The 17,041-nt window shown below is 66.9% G+C and carries 17 protein-coding genes; 10 read left to right on the top strand and 7 right to left on the bottom strand.

Features of this window, described 5'->3' with window-relative positions; translation table 11 throughout:
• Positions 1 to 174: 174 nt before the first annotated feature.
• From I7S92_RS16545 to I7S92_RS16510, 8 genes are all read left to right on the top strand, one after another.
• A complete protein-coding gene (locus I7S92_RS16545; RefSeq protein WP_197646392.1) occupies positions 175 to 1,434 on the top strand; it encodes a CpaE/TadZ family protein in 1,260 nt (419 codons plus the stop codon).
• 17 nt (positions 1,435 to 1,451) lie between these two features.
• Positions 1,452 to 2,867, top strand: a complete 1,416-nt coding sequence (locus I7S92_RS16540; RefSeq protein WP_354001342.1) for a TadA family conjugal transfer-associated ATPase — start codon at positions 1,452 to 1,454, stop codon at positions 2,865 to 2,867.
• Between the two features lie 8 nt (positions 2,868 to 2,875).
• Positions 2,876 to 3,844: a type II secretion system F family protein gene (locus I7S92_RS16535; protein WP_197646390.1), complete on the top strand. Its 969-nt coding sequence runs from the start codon at positions 2,876 to 2,878 to the stop codon at positions 3,842 to 3,844.
• A gap of 8 nt (positions 3,845 to 3,852) precedes the next feature.
• Positions 3,853 to 4,818: a type II secretion system F family protein gene (locus I7S92_RS16530; RefSeq protein WP_197646381.1), complete on the top strand. Its 966-nt coding sequence runs from the start codon at positions 3,853 to 3,855 to the stop codon at positions 4,816 to 4,818.
• A 19-nt stretch (positions 4,819 to 4,837) separates the two neighbouring features.
• Positions 4,838 to 5,386, top strand: a complete 549-nt coding sequence (locus tag I7S92_RS16525; RefSeq protein WP_386003107.1) for a tetratricopeptide repeat protein — start codon at positions 4,838 to 4,840, stop codon at positions 5,384 to 5,386.
• A gap of 48 nt (positions 5,387 to 5,434) precedes the next feature.
• On the top strand, positions 5,435 to 6,292 hold the full coding sequence (locus tag I7S92_RS16520) for a tetratricopeptide repeat protein (RefSeq protein WP_197646379.1): 858 nt from the start codon (positions 5,435 to 5,437) through the stop codon (positions 6,290 to 6,292).
• A complete protein-coding gene (locus tag I7S92_RS16515; RefSeq protein WP_197646377.1) occupies positions 6,292 to 6,789 on the top strand; it encodes an A24 family peptidase in 498 nt (165 codons plus the stop codon). Before I7S92_RS16520 ends, I7S92_RS16515 begins: the two co-directional genes overlap by 1 nt.
• A 63-nt stretch (positions 6,790 to 6,852) precedes the next feature.
• On the top strand, positions 6,853 to 8,169 hold the full coding sequence (locus I7S92_RS16510) for a DUF8689 domain-containing protein (RefSeq protein WP_197646375.1): 1,317 nt from the start codon (positions 6,853 to 6,855) through the stop codon (positions 8,167 to 8,169).
• A 68-nt stretch (positions 8,170 to 8,237) separates the two neighbouring features.
• On the opposite strand, the gene I7S92_RS16505 is transcribed toward I7S92_RS16510, so the two are convergent.
• Entirely contained in the window at positions 8,238 to 8,798 is a 561-nt protein-coding gene (locus I7S92_RS16505) for a 5-formyltetrahydrofolate cyclo-ligase (protein WP_197646373.1), read from the bottom strand.
• Positions 8,795 to 10,165, bottom strand: coding sequence for a magnesium transporter (gene mgtE, locus I7S92_RS16500; protein ID WP_197646371.1), 1,371 nt, complete (start codon positions 10,163 to 10,165; stop codon positions 8,795 to 8,797). The genes I7S92_RS16505 and mgtE overlap by 4 nt, the downstream gene beginning before the upstream one ends.
• A 119-nt stretch (positions 10,166 to 10,284) precedes the next feature.
• Between mgtE and guaD the strand changes: the two genes are divergently transcribed.
• Entirely contained in the window at positions 10,285 to 11,565 is a 1,281-nt protein-coding gene (gene guaD / locus I7S92_RS16495; RefSeq protein WP_197646369.1) for a guanine deaminase, read from the top strand.
• A gap of 217 nt (positions 11,566 to 11,782) precedes the next feature.
• On the opposite strand, the gene I7S92_RS16490 is transcribed toward guaD, so the two are convergent.
• The 4 genes from I7S92_RS16490 to I7S92_RS16475 form a co-directional block, all read right to left on the bottom strand.
• Positions 11,783 to 12,100 carry a ribonuclease E inhibitor RraB gene (locus I7S92_RS16490; protein ID WP_197646368.1) on the bottom strand — a complete coding sequence of 106 codons (318 nt, stop codon included), beginning with the start codon at positions 12,098 to 12,100 and terminating at the stop codon, positions 11,783 to 11,785.
• Positions 12,101 to 12,153: 53 nt separating this feature from the next.
• Positions 12,154 to 13,494 (bottom strand): 8-oxoguanine deaminase, encoded by a 1,341-nt coding sequence (locus tag I7S92_RS16485; protein WP_197646367.1) that lies wholly within the window; start codon positions 13,492 to 13,494, stop codon positions 12,154 to 12,156.
• A gap of 114 nt (positions 13,495 to 13,608) precedes the next feature.
• Positions 13,609 to 14,406, bottom strand: coding sequence for a histidinol-phosphatase (gene hisN, locus I7S92_RS16480; protein ID WP_197646366.1), 798 nt, complete (start codon positions 14,404 to 14,406; stop codon positions 13,609 to 13,611).
• Between the two features lie 75 nt (positions 14,407 to 14,481).
• Positions 14,482 to 14,844, bottom strand: a complete 363-nt coding sequence (locus I7S92_RS16475; protein ID WP_197646365.1) for a helix-turn-helix domain-containing protein — start codon at positions 14,842 to 14,844, stop codon at positions 14,482 to 14,484.
• Between the two features lie 367 nt (positions 14,845 to 15,211).
• Here I7S92_RS16475 and I7S92_RS16470 point away from each other — a divergent pair, with 367 nt between their 5' ends.
• Positions 15,212 to 16,180, top strand: coding sequence for an NADPH:quinone oxidoreductase family protein (locus I7S92_RS16470; RefSeq protein ID WP_197646364.1), 969 nt, complete (start codon positions 15,212 to 15,214; stop codon positions 16,178 to 16,180).
• On the opposite strand, the gene I7S92_RS16465 is transcribed toward I7S92_RS16470, so the two are convergent.
• Positions 16,168 to 17,019: a LysR family transcriptional regulator gene (locus I7S92_RS16465; RefSeq protein ID WP_197646363.1), complete on the bottom strand. Its 852-nt coding sequence runs from the start codon at positions 17,017 to 17,019 to the stop codon at positions 16,168 to 16,170. The two genes, I7S92_RS16470 and I7S92_RS16465, sit on opposite strands and share 13 nt — an antisense overlap.
• Between the last annotated feature and the right edge of the window lie 22 nt (positions 17,020 to 17,041).

Raw genomic sequence — 17,041 nt, 5'->3', positions numbered from 1 at the left:
CCGCAGAATCAGGCATTTTTGGCCCCAATATCGCCACCATTCCTGACCAAGGTCGCCCATGTAAGAAAAGTGCGGGCCGTTCCGTTCAATGGTCGTGGTCGCTTCCCGTCATGCTGCGACATCCGACGCCAGTTCAATGTCTTACGGTACCGTGCTGAAAGGACGTAAAGCGAGATGACAAGCAAGCCCACCGTAAACAGTGATCCCGCCCCGATCCTCGCCTGCACGATTTCCCGCGACGTGCAGCGATTCGACCTTCTGATCGACGACATGGAGCAGGAGCTGGGCGAAGCCTGGGGCGATCTCAATTTCGAGGATGCGCTTGTCTTCCTCAAGCAGCCCGACAGCACCGGAATGCAGTTCGTCGCCATCGCCGTCGACAGCGAGGACGAGAGCGAACTGTCCAAGATGAACGACGTGATCAAGGCGGCCAAGGCCAAGAAGATCAAGGTTCTGCTCATCGCCAACCAGGTCAGCCCCTCGGTCCTGCACCAGATGCTGAAGCTCGGCGCCGACGATTTCGTCCCCTACCCCCTGCCCGAGGGCTCGCTGCACGAGGCGATCGAGCGCCTGCGCCGGCCCGATCCGGTCGTCCCCCCCGGCTTCGACCCCGAAACCGGCACCTTCAACCCCAACCTGCGCCCCAAGGGCGACCGCAACGGCGTGATCCTGCCCGTGCACGGCATGGCGGGTGGGGTCGGCGCCTCGACTTTCGCCGCCAACCTCGGATGGGAGCTGGCCACGCTTCCCGACAGCGAGGGCACGCGTGTCTGCGTGCTTGACCTCGACCTGCAGTTCGGCGCCATCGCCACCTATCTCGACCTGTCGCGCAAGGAGGCCGTGCTCGAGGTCCTTACCGACACCGCGGCCCTCGATGCCGACAGCCTGATGAAGTCGATGCAGACCTTCAACGACAAGCTGCACGTGCTGACCGCTCCGGCCGACATGCTGCCGCTCGAGATGATCACGCCCGATGACGTGGGCCGCATCCTGGACACCGCGCAGGCGAATTTCGACTTCGTGATCGTCGACATGCCCTCCACCGTCGTCTCCTGGACCGAGGCCGTGCTGACCCGGGCGCATGTCTATTTCGCGCTCCTGGAACTCGACCTGCGCTCGGCCCAGAACATCCTGCGCTTCATCCGCGCCCTGAAGGCCGAGGCGCTGCCGCACGAAAAGGTCCGCTACATCCTGAACCGCGCGCCCAAGTTCACCGACCTCTCTGCCAAGGCCCGCGTCAAGCGCATGGCGGAAAGCCTGGACATCGTCATCGAGGTGCAGCTGCCCGACGGCGGCGAGCAGATCACCCAGGCCAATGACCACGGCCTGCCCATCGCCGAAAGCGCGGCCAAGAACCCGCTGCGCAAGGAACTGCAGAAACTCGCCAAGTCCTTGTACGACGTGAACAAGGCGACCGAGTCCGCCAAGGCTTGATCAAGGGGGATTGATCCGTGTTTAGCCGTTTCAAGAACAACACGCCCGCCAGCAACCCGGGCGCCACGGCCCCGGCGGAAAAGCCGGCCAGCACGATGCGCCCCGCCGTCGCCGTCCCCCAGCGCAACCCGGCCGAGGCGATGGCGGCCGACAAGGAAAAGAAGCGCAAGGAACGCCTGACCGAGCTCAAGGTCGAGATCCACAAGCGCCTTCTGGAAGACCTGAACCTCTCGGCCCTGGAATCCGCCTCCGAGCAGCAGCTGCGCACCGAGATCGCCTCGCTTGCGACCGAGGCGCTGGACGAGATGTCGGTCGCGCTGAACAAGGACGACCGCCTCGCCCTCACGCAGGAACTCTACGACGAGGTCATGGGCCTCGGCCCGCTCGAGCCGCTGTTGAAGGACGAGACGATCAACGACATCCTGGTCAACGGCCCGAAGCGCATCTTCGTCGAACGCGCCGGCCGGCTGGAGCTTTCGGACGTCACCTTCCGCGACGAACGCCACCTTCTGCGCATCATCGACAAGATCGTCAGCGCCGTGGGCCGCCGGGTCGACGAATCCAACCCCTATTGCGACGCCCGCCTGCAGGACGGCAGCCGCTTCAACTGCATGATCCCGCCGATCGCGGTGGACGGCTCGCTGGTCTCGATCCGCAAGTTCAAGAAGGACAAGCTGAAGATCGAGGACCTGGTCCGCTTCGGTGCCTTCACCGACGAGATGGCCGCCTATCTCCAGGCCGCCGTCTCCTGCCGGCTGAACATCATCGTCTCGGGCGGGACGGGCTCGGGCAAGACGACCACGCTGAACGCGCTCTCCTCCTTCATCGACAACCACGAACGCGTCCTCACGATCGAGGATACGGCCGAACTCCAGCTCCAGCAGGTCCATGTCGGCCGGATGGAAAGCCGCCCCGCCAACGTCGAGGGCAAGGGCGCAGTCACCCAGCGCGACTGCCTGCGCAACGCGCTTCGTATGCGTCCCGACCGGATCATCGTGGGGGAAACCCGCGGCGAGGAGGTCATCGACATGCTGCAGGCGATGAACACCGGCCACGACGGCTCGATGACGACGATCCACGCCAACAACCCGCGCGACGCGATCAGCCGCCTTGAGAACATGGTCGCCATGGCCGGGATCGAGATGCCGCTGAAGGCCATGCGCAGCCAGATCGCCAGCGCCGTCAACCTGATCGTCCAGGCCAGCCGCCTGCAGGACGGCACCCGCCGCATGACCTCGGTAACCGAGATCACCGGCATGGAGGGCGAGGTCATCTCGATGCAGGAGGTGTTCCGCTTCGAACGCCTCGGCGTCGAGCCCTCGGGCAAGATCATCGGCCGCTTCAACGCCACCGGGTTGCGGTCCTATTACTCGGACCGATTCCGCCAGTGGGGCTATGACCTGCCGGCCTCGATCTACGAACCGATCATCTGAGGCCCCCCATGCAGATCAGCATCGAGCCGCTCATCTATATCCTGATCTTCGTCGCCGTCGTGGTGATCGTCGAGGGCGTCTATCTGACCGCCTTCGGCAAGTCGATCAGCCTGAACAACCGCCTCAGCCGCCGGCTTGCGCTTCTGGAAAAGAACGCCAACCGCGAGCAGGTGCTCGAACAGCTCCGCAAGGAGATGAACCAGCACCTGAACTCGAAAAGCATCCCGCTCTACTCGGTCTTCGCCAAGAAGGCGCAGCGGGCGAACATCGCCTTCTCGCCCAAGGCCCTGATGGGGGTGATGGCGATGGTCTCGGTGCTGGCCTTCATGATGCTCAGCGTCTTCACCCCTGCGGCCCTGCCGGTCCGGCTGGCGCTTGGCGCGGTGATGGGGGTGGGCGGGGTCTACTACTGGGTCAACAGCAAGGCCAAGAAGCGGATGAACCTGCTTGAGGAGCAGCTGCCCGACTCGATCGAGCTCATGGTGCGCAGCCTGCGCGTCGGCCACCCGTTCTCGACCGCCATCGGCATCGTCGCCAAGGAAATCCCCGATCCCTTGGGCTCGGAATTCGGCGTGATCGCCGACGAGGCCGCCTATGGCCGCGACGTGACCGAATCGCTCAAGGCCTTCGCCGAGCGGATGGACAGCCAGGACCTGCGCTTCCTCGCCGTCGCCGTGTCGATCCAGCAGCAATCGGGCGGCAACCTGGCCGAGATCCTGGAGGGCCTCGCCAAGGTGATCCGCGCCCGCTTCAAGCTGTTCCGCCGGGTCCGCGCCATCACCGCCGAGGCGAAATGGTCCGGCATGTTCCTCTCGGCCTTCCCGATCGGCGCGCTGATCCTGATCACCGTGGTCCGCCCCGACTATTACGACGACGTGAAGGAAACCGCCGCCTTCATTCCGGCCGCGCTTTTCGTCGTCGTCTTCCTGATCATCAACATCATCTACATGAAGATGATGACCAACATTAAGGTCTGAGGCCCGCGATGGATGCTGCCCTGTCCTTCCTGACCGACCGTTTCGGCCCGCTGGGCCCGCTTCTGGCGATCGGCCTGCTCGGCCTCCTGCTGATCCTGATCGCGCTGCCCACCGTGATGAAGAAGCAGCGCGACCGCTTCCGCGAGTTGAAGGAGGTGCAGCCCGCCGCCGGGACCAAGGACAAGAAGCGCGCCCTGCGCAAGGCCGGGCGCCTCGACAAGCTCGAGAAATTCGCCCATTTCCTCGAACCGCAGAAGAAAGAGGAGCTTTCGGCCGCCAAGCTCAAGATGCTGCGGGCGGGCTACGACTCGAAGAACGCCGTGCGCATGTTCCATGCGATGCAGTTCATCCTCGGCGTCAGCTTCCTGATGGTCGGCGCGGTCTATGCCCTGATCCAGTCCTACACGGCCGAGGTTTCGGGCAAGTCGCTGGTGCTCTATACCCTGATCCCCTGCTTCGTCGGCTATTTCATCCCGCGCTACTGGGTCGACAAGCGCGTCGAGAAGCGCAGGACCGAGATCATCGAGGGCTTCCCCGACGCGCTCGACCTGATGCTGGTCTGCGTCGAGGCCGGGCAGTCGCTTGACCAGTCGATCATCCGCCTCGGCAAGGAAAGCCGCGCCGCCTATCCCGCGCTGGCGGACGAATTCGAGATGGTCGCGCAAGAGATCAAGGCCGGCAAGGACCGCACTTCGGTGCTCAAGGACATGGCCGAGCGTGTGGGCGTGCCCGACGTCGCCTCCTTCGTCACCACGCTGGTCCAGTCCGCGACCTTCGGCACCTCGGTCGCCGAGGCGCTGCGGGTCTATTCCGCCGACATGCGCGACAAACGGATCATGCGGGCCGAGGAAAAGGCAAACATGTTGCCGACCAAGCTGACCCTTGGCACAATGCTGTTCACCGTCCCGCCCCTTCTGGTCATCCTCATCGGTCCGTCGCTTTATGGCATCGCAACAATGCTCGGGAACATGTGACGGCGGCCCGGCCGCGCTGATGCGCACCCTTCTCCTCCTGATCCCCCTCGCCCTGGCCGCCTGCACCCCCGGGTCGGGCGTCTCGCGCAACCAGCCCTACGGCGTCGATCCGCGCGGCGAGGCGGTCGATGGCCTCATGGTCGGCCACCGGCTGATGGAGGCGAAACAGCCCGAACTGGCGCTCAAGGCCTATCTCCGCGCCGCCGGCGAGGAGGGGATCACCACCGATGTCCTTTCCGCCATCGGCTCGGCCAACCTCGCGCTGGGGCGCCTGGGCCAGGCCGAGCAGATCCTGCGGCGCGCGGTCGAGCAGGACAACAGCTCCGTCCCGGCCCTGAACAACCTTGGCGTCGTCCTGATGGAACGCGGCAATTTCGGCGAGGCGCGGATCTATTTCCAGCAGGCCTTCGCGCTGGACAGTGGCCAAACGGACTCGATCCGCGAAAATCTGAAGCTTGCTATCGCCCGAAGCGAATCGGCGGTGTATGATCCCAGCCAAGAAGAAGAAGGCGGGTTCCGCCTCGTCCGGCAGGAAAAGGGCAAATACGTCCTTCTCACCCAGCTCTAGACGGGACCCCGAGCAGTCAACGAGCAGTCTGAAAAAAGGACGCCCAAGATGCGCCACCCGGGTCTTGTCATGCTCTGCCTCGGCAGCGCCCTCGCCCTGTCCGCCTGCCAGAACAATTCCGACGCGCAGGTCAAGCGGGCGATGAAGGACATCAACGTCATCGACGAATCCAACCTGAACGAGGTGATGCTCACCGTCGCCGACCCCGGCGAGGCGGTGGCCTATTTCACCAAGGCCGTCCAGGACAACCCCGGCCGCGTCGACCTGATGCGCGGCCTCGGCAAATCCCTGACCCGCGCCCAGAAACCGACCGAGGCCGCGCAGGTCTGGCGCCAGGTCGTCGCCCATCCCGAGGCGGTGGCCGATGACCGGGTGATGCTGGCCGACGCGCTGATCCGCTCGAACCAATGGGCCGAGGCCAAGGCCGAACTGAACCAGATCCCGCCCACCCACGAAAGCTTCGACCGCTACCGGCTCGAGGCGATGGTGGCCGATGCCGACAAGAACTGGAAGAAGGCCGACAGCTTCTACGAGACCGCCACCGGCCTGACCACGCGGCCGGCCAGCGTGCTGAACAACTGGGGCTTTTCCAAGCTGACCCGGGGCGACGCGGCGGGCGCAGAGAAGCTGTTCACCGAGGCGCTGACCTACGACCCGTCGATGTTCACCGCCAAGAACAACCTCGTCCTCGCCCGCGCCGCCCAGCGCAAATACGACCTGCCCGTGGTCCGCATGACCCAGACCGAGCGGGCGGAGCTCCTCTATTCCCTCGGGCTCGCCGCGATCAAGCAGGGCGATGTCGCGGTGGGCAAGGGCCTGTTGCAGCAGGCGATCGACACGCATCCGCAGTATTTCGACGCTGCGGCACGCAGCCTTGAAACCCTCGATTCCAATGTGAAGCTGTAATGATTACCCCGACCGGAGCGTTGATCCTGCTGGTTCCCGTGCTGCCCATCGCGATCTGGGCGGCCCTCAGCGACCTCAAGCGCCTCAAGATCCCGAACAGGGCGGTCATGGCGATGGCCGCCGTCTGGCCGCTTCTTGGCTGGCTCGCCGTGCCGACCTGGACCGCCTGGTTCTGGGGCTTCGCCTTCCTCGGGATCGGGATCCTGATCGCCTACCTCGCCTTCGCGCTGTTCCGCTTTCCCGGCGGCGACGGCAAGTTCGCCGCCGCGATCTCGCCGGTCTTCGTCGGCGCGCCCATCGGCGAGGTGCTGATCCTCATCGCCCTCAGCATGTTGGGCGCCACCCTTGCCGTGCAGCTGGTCCGCCTGATTCCCGCCGTAAGCCGCGCCTCGGACCAGTGGGTCGGCTTCCGGCACTGGCGCATCATGCCCTTCGGCGTGGCGCTTTCGGCCATGGTCGTGATCTATCTTGTTGCCGCCATCTGGCCACAGGTCTGACACAAGTTACGCCTAAGACTCAAATCAAAGCCCTTTGCCGCGATTGTCCACGGAGCTTGTCGAATGAACGCTGAAGCCCCGGTGTCCGGCGTCACGCCGCCACCCTCGCCCCGGTCGCTGGCCGATACCGGCCTCTCGACCGTGATGATGCGTGACATCCTCTTGAAGTCGATGTTCCGCACCAACCAGGACCAGGTCTCCGCACTGTCCAAGGTGATATGCCTGCCGGTGCCGCTGACCCAGGAACTGGTGGACCTCGCCCGGTCGCAGAAGCTTTTGACCGCGACCGGCACGCTGCATGCCAATGCCGGCAACGAGATGGGCTACGAGCTGACCGATGCCGGCAAGGCGCGCGCGCTGGATGCCCTCTCGCAGTCCGAATACTACGGCGCGATGCCGGTACCGCTGGATCAGTATGGCGTGCAGATCAAGCGCCAGTCGGTGCGCGACATCCGCCTGAACCGGGACCAGCTGATGTCCGGCATGGGCCACCTGATCCTGCCGCCCGACCTGATCGACAACCTCGGCCCCGCCGTGACCTCCGGCCGCTCGATCCTGCTCTACGGCCCGCCGGGCAACGGCAAGTCCTCGATCAGCCACGGCATCCGCGCCGCGCTTGGCGACAAGGTCTATGTCCCCCGCGCGATCGAATATTCCGGCCAGATCATCAGCGTCTACGACCCGATCGTCCATTCCGCCGCCGAGGCCGCGGTGGACGACCCGAACTCGCTGCGCCGCACCTCGAACCGCTTCGACAACCGCTATGTCTATTGCGAGCGCCCCTCGGTCATCACCGGCGGCGAACTCAGCCTCGACATGCTGGACCTCAACTACAACCCCACCGCCCGCACCTACCAGGCGCCCCTGCAGCTCAAGGCCACCGGCGGCATCTTCATCATCGACGACCTCGGCCGCCAGCAGGAGCCGCCGCAGAAGATCGTCAACCGCTGGATCGTGCCGCTGGAGGAATCCCGCGACATCCTGGCCCTGCAGTCGGGCGAGAAATTCACCGTGCCCTTCGACACGCTGGTGATCTTCTCGACCAACTTCCACCCGAACCAGATCTTCGACGGCGCGGCGCTGCGCCGGATCTTCTTCAAGATCAAGATCGACGGCCCCAGCCAGGAGAACTTCCTGAAGATCTTCGCCATGGTCGCGCGCAAGAAGAAGATGCCGCTGGACGAAACGGCGCTGATGCACCTGATGAAGGTCAGGTTCCCGACGATCCAGAACAACTATGCCAACTACCAGCCGGTGTTCCTGATCGACCAGATGATCGCGGTCTGCGAGTTTGAGAACATCCCCTACCAGATGACGCCCGAGCTGATCGACCGCGCCTGGGGCAACATGTTCGTCCGCCAGGAAGAGATCGCGCACTGACGGCCCCCTCATCGTTCGACTGCGTCTCCTCCTCGGCCGCGAGGAGTGACGAAGTCATCGACGAGCGATCAGCCGAAGAGAGTGACGCCCTTCTCCGTGACCACCGCGTCCAGCCGCTGGTCGAACCCGTCCACCGGCACCTCCGCCATCTCCTGCGCCCCAAAGGCGAACCCCACCGCCAGCACCGGCCCGCGCGCGCGCAACAGCTCCAGCGTCCGGTCGTAGAACCCGCCGCCATAACCCAGCCGATAACCCCGCGCATCATAGGCCAGCATCGGCACGATCATGACCTGGGGCTCGATCCAGGCCCCCTCCTCCGGGATCATCGCCCTGAAGGCGCCTTCGACCAGCCGGCAGCCCGGCGACCACTCGCGGAACCGCAAGGGCGCCGCCTTCTCCAGGATCACCGGCACCCCCACCGGCCCCTGATGCGCCGCCATCGCCGGCAAGGGGTCGATCTCCGACCGCATCGGCATGTAGCCCGACAGCGCCTTGCCCCGGTGCGGCGCCAGGAAATCCGCCAGGATCTCGGCCGCCTGCCCCTGCCCCGCGGCAAAGGCCGCCGCCCGCCGGGCGAAGGCCTCTGCCCGCGCAACCGCCTTGAAATCGGGCGCTTTCACATCCGTCATGTCAGCATCACCGTCGCCAGCCCCAGAAAGGCAAAGAATCCCATCACATCCGTCAGCGTCGTCACGAAGGTCCCCGAGGCCAGCGCCGGGTCCAGCCCCATCCGCTCCAGCGTCAGGGGCACCAGCACGCCCCCCAGCGCCGCGACGATCTGGTTCACGATCATCGCCAGCCCCAGCACCGCGCCCAGATGCCAGTCACCGAAGATCACCACCCCCGCCGCCCCCAGGATCAGCGCGAGGCCCACCCCGTTCATCATCCCCGCCAGAAGCTCGCGCCGCACCACCCGCGCCGCATTGGCCCGCGTCAGGTCGCGCGTCGCCAGGGCCCGCACCGCCACCGCCAGCGACTGCGTCCCGGCGATTCCCCCGGTCGAGGCCACGATCGGCATCAGCGCCGCGAGCGCCACCAGCGTGGCGATCGTATTCTGGAACTGGCTGATCACCAGCGCCGAAAGCGACGCGGTGAAGAGGTTGACGACCAGCCAGGGAAGCCGCTGCTTCACCGTCTCGACCGGCCCGTCGCTCACATCCGCCTCGTCGCCCACGCCCGCCAGCCGCAGCATGTCTTCCTCGTGCTCCTCATCCAGCACGTTCATCGCATCGTCGATGGTGATCACCCCCACCAGCCGGCCCGAGCCATCGACCACCGGGCAGGAGATCAGGTGATACTGGTTGAAGATATAGGCGACATCGGCCTCGGCATCGGTCGCCGTCACGCTGCGGAAACTGTCCTCGGTGATGTCGCGCAGCCGCGCCTCGCGGCCCGAGGACAGGATCCGCCCCAGGGTCACATATCCCACCGGGGTCATCCGGGGATCGACCAGGATCACGTGATAGAACTGGTCCGGCAGGTGTTCCGCGCCGCGCAGGAAGTCGATCGCCTCGCCCACGGTCCAGTGCTCGGGCGCGACCACCAGCTCGCGCTGCATCAGTCGCCCGGCCGAGTTCTCGGGATAGGCCATCGCCTGCTCGACCGCGACCCGGTCGGCATCCTCCAGCGCCGTCAGGATCAGCTCCTGCTGCGGCGCGTCCAGGTCCTCCAGGATATCGACCACATCGTCGGTTTCCAGGTCGCGCACCGCCTCGGCCAGCACCTCGCGCGGCATGGCCTCGACCACTTCCTCGCGGATCCCTTCCGAGATTTCCGACAGGATCTCGCCGTCGATCTCATGCGACCAGAGCGCCAGCAGCGCCCGCCGGTCCGAGGGGCCGATCTGCTCCAGCAGGTCGGCGATATCGGCCGCGTGCAGCGGGTCCAGCAGCGAATCGACGCCTTCCCCATCCCCCGCCTCGACCGCGGCCAGGACGGCGTCGATCCGGGGCTGGTCCAGCACCTCGTCCTCGGTTTCGGCCAGGTCTTCCGCCATTCTTCCCCCGTGCGATTGCCGCGACCTTAGCGAAAACTGTTTCAGGGAAACAGGGGCGGCGGTGAATTTACCGCGCGGGCGAATGGCCTTAGTCTGGCCGCCTGCACGCGGGGGACAGCATGACAGACCTACTTCTCGGCCAGGTGATCCGCTTCGACGGCGATCCGTTCCGCGACGGCCCGGGCGCCGCGCGCCCACTCAGCCAGGGCGCTGTCGCCATCGAGAATGGCCGCATCGCTGCCGTGGGCGAGGCTGCCGCTTTGCGCGCCCGCTACCCCCGGGCGCGTGTCCATGACCATGGGCAAAAGCTCATCTCCGCCGGCTTCGTCGACGCCCATGTCCACTATCCGCAGACCGCGATCATCGCCTCCTGGGGCAAGCGGCTGATCGACTGGCTGAACAGCTACACTTTCCCCGAGGAGATGCGCTTTTCCGATCCCGCCTATGCGCAGGAGATCGCGAACCGCTACCTCGACCTGGTGCTGGCGCGCGGCACCACCACCGTCTCGACCTACGCCACCATCCACCCGGCATCCGTCGACGCGATCTTCACCGCCGCCCAATCGCGCGGGATGCGGCTTTTCGCGGGCAAGACCTGCATGGACCGCAACGCTCCCGAGGGCCTGCGCGACACCGCCGGGTCCGCCTACGACGACAGCAAGCGGCTTCTGGAAAAATGGCATGGGGTGGACCGCCTCTCCTATGTCATCACCCCGCGCTTCTCGCCCACGTCCACCCCCGAGCAACTGCACGCCCTCGGCCAACTCTGGCGCGAATATCCCGACTGCCTGATGCAGACCCATCTCTCGGAACAGACCGACGAGATCGCCTGGGTCCGGTCGCTCTTCCCGCAATCCCGCGACTATCTCGACACCTACGAGGCGCAGGGCCTCCTGCGCGAGGGCGCCGTCTACGGACATGCCATCCACCTGACCGACCGCGAGCGCGCCCGGCTGGTCGAGGCCGGGGCCTCCCTCGTCCACTGCCCGACCTCGAACACCTTCATCGGCTCGGGTCTCTTCGACATGGGCCTCGCCACCCGGCTCCGCGTCGGCCTCGCCACCGACACCGGCGGCGGCTCGAACTTCTCGATGCTGCGCACCATGGCCGCCGCCTATGAGGTCGCCCAGCTGCGCGGCCAGTCCTTGCACCCGTCGCAGCTCTGGTGGCTGGCCACCCAGGGCTCCGCCCGCGCCTTGCACGCCGAGGACCGGATCGGCAACATCGCGCCGGGAATGGAAGCCGACCTCGTGGTGATCGACCTCGCCTCCACCCCCGCCATCGAACAGGCCACCCGCCGGGCCGGGGATCTCTGGCAAGAGCTTTTCCCCACCATCATGATGGGCGACGACCGCGCCGTGGCCGAAGTCTGGGTGAACGGCCGCCGCCTTCCGACCTGAAAGCCCCTTCATACTGGCGCAAATATCCCCGCCGAAGGCTCCGACGCCCGCCACAGGCCGCAAGGCCCCAAGCGCCCCGAGGCCCGCCAGAAGCACCTCCCCTTCCTCTCCGTGGGGCGGGGATGGGGGCAGCCGCCGGACTGGTCGAGACCACCCCGACGCCCATGGCCAGCCTGCCGATTTCAAACGGTCGGAAATCCTGCCCGCGCCTGGACAGCTACTCCGCCAGTTCCCAGCCATCCGGGTAGAAATCATGCTTCAGCGCGATCGAGGTCGCGATCCGCTCGTATTTCCAGATCTCCTCCGCCGTCACCGGGATCGGCCCGATCGCGGCGACCAGCGTCTCGCCGTCCTTCAGCCGCCGGGTGCGGAACCCTTCCAGCCGCAGCGCCCGTTCCAGCGCCGGCCATGAGGCGTCCAGTTCCTCGATGAAGAAGGCATATTCGACCACCGCCGTCTTCGGCAGGCTGATCCCCTTCGACTGGCGGAAGGTGTCAAAGGTTTCACGCCGCTGGGCTTCAAAATTGTGGGACATCGGGCCCTCCTTCCCGGCCTTCTAGCGCAAGCCCCCCGCCCCCGCCAGAGAGCCTAGCCCACCAGCCGCGCGGCCAGGAAGCGTTGTCGCTCCAGGACCAGGGGCAGGTCCAGCGTCACCATCCGGCCCTCGCGCACCACGGGCCGCCCGTCCACGATCAGGTCGCGCACCCGCGTCGGGCCGCAGAGGACCAGTGCCGCCACTGGATCCCAGCTCCCCGCCGCCTCGACCCCGTTCATATCCCAGATCGCCAGATCCGCCCGCTTGCCCACCTCGATCGACCCTAGGTCGCCCCGCCCCAGCACCCGCGCCCCGCCCAGCGTCGCGATCTCCAGCGCCTCGCGCGCGGCCATCGCATCCGCCCCCCGCGCCACCCGCTGCAGCAGGAGCGCCATCCGCGCCTCGGCGATCAGGTTGCTTGCGTCGCTCGAGGCCGAGCCGTCGACCCCCAGCCCCAGCTTCACCCCCGCATCCCGCATCGCCCGGACCGGCGCGATGCCCGAGCCGAGCCGGCAGTTCGAGCAGGGGCAATGCGCGACCCCGGTATGGCTCCGCGCGAACAGGTCGATCTCCGAGCCGTCCAGTTTCACGCAATGCGCATGCCAGACGTCCGGCCCGGTCCAGCCCAGATCCTCGGCATATTGTCCCGGACGGCAGCCGAAGCGTTCCAGCGAATAGGCCACGTCCTCGTCGTTCTCGGCCAGATGGGTGTGCAGCATCACGCCCTTGTCCCGCGCCAGCAGGGCCGCGTCCCGCATCAGCTCGCGGCTGACCGAGAAGGGAGAGCAGGGCGCCAGCCCCACCCGCACCATCGCGCCCGGCTGCGGGTCGTGAAAGGCATCGACCACACGGATCATGTCGTCCAGGATCGCGCGCTCGCTTTCCACCAGGCTGTCCGGCGGCAGGCCCCCCGCGCTTTCGCCGATCGACATCGCGCCGCGCGTCGGATGAAAGCGCAGCCCCACCTCGCCCGCCGCCGCGATCGTGTCGTCCAGTCGCGCGCCGTTGGGATAAAGATACAGGTGGTCCGAGGTCATCGTGCAGCCCGACAGCGCCAGCTCCGCCAGCCCGACCTGGGCCGAGGTGAAGATCTCCTCGGGACCGAAGCGCGCCCAGATCGGATACAGCGTCTTCAGCCAGCCGAACAGCAGCGCATCCTGCCCCCCCGGCACCGCCCGCGTCAGGGTCTGGTACAGGTGGTGATGCGTGTTCACCAGGCCGGGAGTGACAACGCAGCCCGCTGCCTCGATCACTTGCGCCTCGGCCGCGGCAAGGTTGCGGCCGACCGCCAGGATCACGCCGTCGCGGATATAGATGTCGGCCCCGGCCAGTTCGGCCCGGGCAGCGTTCATCGTCACCACGACCAGGGCGTTGCGGATCAGGATATCGGGCATGGACGCAACGGCCTCGTGCACCCTTCTGCCGCATCAGCCGACCGTCGGAAGGGAGAAGGACACGGCGGCAGCGGCTCTCTAGCCGCCGAAATCCATCCGAACAAGAAAAATCGCTCAACCGTTGAGCAGTTGCAACGCCTCGGCATGCAGGGCGGGGCTCGCGGCCGCGATGATCCGGCCGCCCTCGGGCGCGGGGCGGCCCTTCCAGTCGGTGACGATGCCGCCGGCCGCCTCGATCACCGCGATCGGGGCCTGCACGTCATAGGCCTGCAGCCCGGCCTCGATCACCAGGTCGATCTGCCCGGCCGCGACCAGCGCATAGGCGTAGCAGTCCATCCCGTAGCGCACCAGCCTGGCCCGCCTGGCCACCCGGCGGAATGCCGCGCCCTCCTCCTCGGTGCCCACCTCGGGGAAGGTCGAGAACAGGATCGCCTCGTTCAGCGCCCGCGGCGCGCGCACGGCCAGCGGCGCCTCGCCCAGGGGTCCCCGCACCAGCGCCCGGCCCAGCCCGCCCTCGAAGCGTTCGCCGATATAGGGCTGGTCGATGATGCCGTAGATCGGCCCCGTCGCGTCGCGGACCGAGATCAGCACCCCCCAGGTCGGCGTGCCCGAGAGATAGCCGCGCGTGCCGTCGATCGGGTCCAGCACCCAGGTCAGCCCGGTGCTGCCGCAGACCGCGCCATATTCCTCGCCCAGGATGCCGTCGGCCGGGCGACGGCGCGCCAAGATCGCGCGCATCTGCGCCTCCGACAGCCGGTCGGCCTCGGTCACCGGGTCGAAACGGTGGGTTTCCTTGGTATCGGCCGTCAGGTCCCGGCTGCGGAAATGCTGCAGTGTCGCGGTGCGGGCCGCATCGGCCAGTTCATGCGCGGTGGCGACCAGATCCCTGGCCAGTTCCGGTGTCACACGCATCCCGCCCCTCCGTCATCCGCGGGCCGAAGGGGCCAGCCTCGCGGGCGCTAACGGCTCGCGAGGCCGAGGTCAAGCTCAGGCGGCGTCCGACAGCACGCGGGCCAAGTCGAACAGGCGGCGGCGCTGCGCCTCGGGGATGGCATAGTAGGAGCGCACCAGTTCCAGCGCCTCCTTGTCGGCCATCATGTCGCCCTGCGCCTGCGCGGCGACCGCCTGACCGTCGGCAAGCCCCTCGAAGAAGAACGAGATCGACACCCCCAGCGCATCCGCGACATCCCACAGCCGCGAGGCGCTGACCCGGTTCATGCCGGTTTCGTATTTCTGGATCTGCTGGAACTTGATGCCAACCTTGTCGGCCAGTTGCTGTTGCGTCATGCCCACCATCCAGCGGCGGTGACGGATACGCTTGCCGACATGGGCGTCTACAGGATGTTTCATTCTTCACTCCGAGTACAAGTCAGTCCCCTTGCAAACCTATAAGCAAGTTCCGTGCCAAAATTGCCCGGATCGGGAGGTCGCGAAGAAAAGTTTGATCGACCGGGAAAACCTGTCCTTTTGGATAAGTCCAATTATCCACATGTATAAGACACGGCGGAGTTGTCCCCAGGACGATCAGCGATACGCCCCTTGACGCCGCAACTCGCCTTATGCGGGAATCTCGCTTTGCATTGCATTTTGCGAACATAACACAAGACTTTCGCGTTTTGCAAAAGATTGCCCGCTGGCCGCTATCGGATTATTGTTCCCGGTTGCGAAATGAACCAAGGTTTTCACGCGAAACGAAAGATAATATCGGAGACAATCCATGGAGAGTTGGCAGATCCCGGCACCTGGGGCCGCCCCGCAGCGGGTCCGGCTTCCCGACCCAACTCCCGCAGAAGGCGAGGTGCTGGTGCGGGTCGCGGCGGTGGGATTGAACTTCGCCGACCTCCTGATGATCGAGGGCAAGTATCAGGTCCGCGTCGCCCCGCCCTATATCCCCGGCATGGAGTTTTCCGGCGTGGTCGAGGCGCTCGGCCCCGGCGCCAAGGGCCCCGCGATCGGCACGCGCGTCCTGGGCACCTGCACCAGCGGCGCGCTGGCCGGGCGGATCGGCGTCCCGGCGCCGGCCCTCGCCGCCCTGCCCGACGCCATGTCCTTCGACGAGGCCGCGGGCTTTCCCATCGCCTATGGCACCTCGCACCTTGCGCTGAGCCATGTCGCGCGGCTGCAACCCGGCGAGACGCTGTTCGTCACCGGCGCGGCGGGCGGCGTCGGGCTTACGGCGGTCGAGATCGGCAAGCGTCTCGGCGCGCGGGTCATCGCCTCGGCCCGGGGGACCGACCGGCTGGCGGTGGCCGGGGCGGCGGGGGCCAACGTGCTGATCGACAGCGAGGCCGGGGGGTTGAAGGACCGCCTGCGCGCCGAGGGCGGCGTGGACGTGGTCTATGACGCGGTCGGCGGACCGGCCTTCGACGCCGCGCTCCGCGCCTGCCGGCCCGAGGGGCGGCTTCTGGCGATCGGCTTCGCCTCGGGCCAGGTGCCGCAGGTGCCGGCCAACCTCCTCCTGGTCAAGAACCTCACCGTCTCGGGCTTCTGGTACGGCGGCTTCCAGGCCCATGCCCCGGCCCGTGCCGCCGCCAGCATGGCCCAGCTTCTGCGCTGGCGGGCCGAGGGCACGCTGCGCCCGCATATCGGCCAGGTCCTGCCCTTCTCGGCCTTTCCCGAGGGGCTGGAGCTTCTGCGCGCCCGCAAGGCCACCGGCAAGGTGGTGATCCGGGTTCAGCAGCCGTAGCCGCAGCGCAATTCGGCCAGCAGCATCTCCAGCGCCTCGTCGTTGCGGCGGTTGCCGCGGTACAGCGCCAGCTTCATCTCGCCCAGGGGCGGCAAAAGGTTGTCGCCGGTGATCGGCTCCATCCCCTCCGGGATGCTGCCCGCCATCCGCACCGAGATCGCCAGGTCCGCCGCCACCGTCGCCTCGACCGCCTGCTCGCTTTCCCCCCCGGTGGCCATGTCCCAGGCGATGCCCGCCGCGTCCAGCGCGCCCTGCGCCGTCGGGCGGAAGATGCAGCTGTCCTTGAACCCCAGCCGCAGCGGCCGCCGCTGCCAGGCATTGCCCCCCGGCGCGCCGACCCAGACCAGCGGCCGGGCCGAGACCACCTCGGCCGCCGCCTCCGGCGCCTCCTCGGTGGTCAGGATCACGTCGAACTCGCCCCGGGCGAATTCCTCCTTCATCAGCAGGGTGAACGAGGACACCAGGTTGATCTGCACCATCGGATAGGCCTGCGCCATCCGCCGCAGGATGCCGGGGATCGCCGGATAGACCACGTCATGCGGCACCCCCAGCCGGATCGAGCCCTGGCAGCAGCTGGTCGAGAAGCGGGACAGCACCTCGTCGTTCAGCGCCAGCATCCGGCGGCCATAGGACAGAAGCTGCTCGCCCTCGGGCGACAGGGCCAGCTTCCGCGCCGCGCGCAGGAACAGCGTCAGGCCCAGCGATTCCTCCAGCCGCTTGATCTGCATCGAGACCGCCGATTGCGTCAGGTTCAGATACCCCGCCGCCCGCGTCACCCCGCCGACATCGGCCACGGTGACGAAAGAGCGGAGGGAGGCAAGGTCGAGGTTGCGCGGCATATCACGGATCCTGATCAGTCTC

This window comes from Tabrizicola soli (genome assembly GCF_015999335.1).
GTDB classification, from domain to species: domain Bacteria; phylum Pseudomonadota; class Alphaproteobacteria; order Rhodobacterales; family Rhodobacteraceae; genus Tabrizicola; species Tabrizicola soli.
This window is presented reverse-complemented; position numbering and strand designations above follow the sequence as displayed.

Coding starts and splice junctions, on each gene's coding strand:
- I7S92_RS16465 (WP_197646363.1), bottom strand. CDS start 17,019: ATGCCGCGCAACCTCGACCTTGCCTCCCTCCGCTCTTTCGTCACCGTG.
- I7S92_RS16515 (WP_197646377.1), top strand. CDS start 6,292: ATGATTACCCCGACCGGAGCGTTGATCCTGCTGGTTCCCGTGCTGCCC.
- I7S92_RS16505 (WP_197646373.1), bottom strand. CDS start 8,798: ATGACGGATGTGAAAGCGCCCGATTTCAAGGCGGTTGCGCGGGCAGAG.
- mgtE (WP_197646371.1), bottom strand. CDS start 10,165: ATGGCGGAAGACCTGGCCGAAACCGAGGACGAGGTGCTGGACCAGCCC.
- I7S92_RS16535 (WP_197646390.1), top strand. CDS start 2,876: ATGCAGATCAGCATCGAGCCGCTCATCTATATCCTGATCTTCGTCGCC.
- I7S92_RS16470 (WP_197646364.1), top strand. CDS start 15,212: ATGGAGAGTTGGCAGATCCCGGCACCTGGGGCCGCCCCGCAGCGGGTC.
- I7S92_RS16525 (WP_386003107.1), top strand. CDS start 4,838: ATGCGCACCCTTCTCCTCCTGATCCCCCTCGCCCTGGCCGCCTGCACC.
- I7S92_RS16490 (WP_197646368.1), bottom strand. CDS start 12,100: ATGTCCCACAATTTTGAAGCCCAGCGGCGTGAAACCTTTGACACCTTC.
- I7S92_RS16510 (WP_197646375.1), top strand. CDS start 6,853: ATGAACGCTGAAGCCCCGGTGTCCGGCGTCACGCCGCCACCCTCGCCC.
- I7S92_RS16520 (WP_197646379.1), top strand. CDS start 5,435: ATGCGCCACCCGGGTCTTGTCATGCTCTGCCTCGGCAGCGCCCTCGCC.
- I7S92_RS16485 (WP_197646367.1), bottom strand. CDS start 13,494: ATGCCCGATATCCTGATCCGCAACGCCCTGGTCGTGGTGACGATGAAC.
- I7S92_RS16545 (WP_197646392.1), top strand. CDS start 175: ATGACAAGCAAGCCCACCGTAAACAGTGATCCCGCCCCGATCCTCGCC.
- hisN (WP_197646366.1), bottom strand. CDS start 14,406: ATGCGTGTGACACCGGAACTGGCCAGGGATCTGGTCGCCACCGCGCAT.
- I7S92_RS16530 (WP_197646381.1), top strand. CDS start 3,853: ATGGATGCTGCCCTGTCCTTCCTGACCGACCGTTTCGGCCCGCTGGGC.
- guaD (WP_197646369.1), top strand. CDS start 10,285: ATGACAGACCTACTTCTCGGCCAGGTGATCCGCTTCGACGGCGATCCG.
- I7S92_RS16475 (WP_197646365.1), bottom strand. CDS start 14,844: ATGAAACATCCTGTAGACGCCCATGTCGGCAAGCGTATCCGTCACCGC.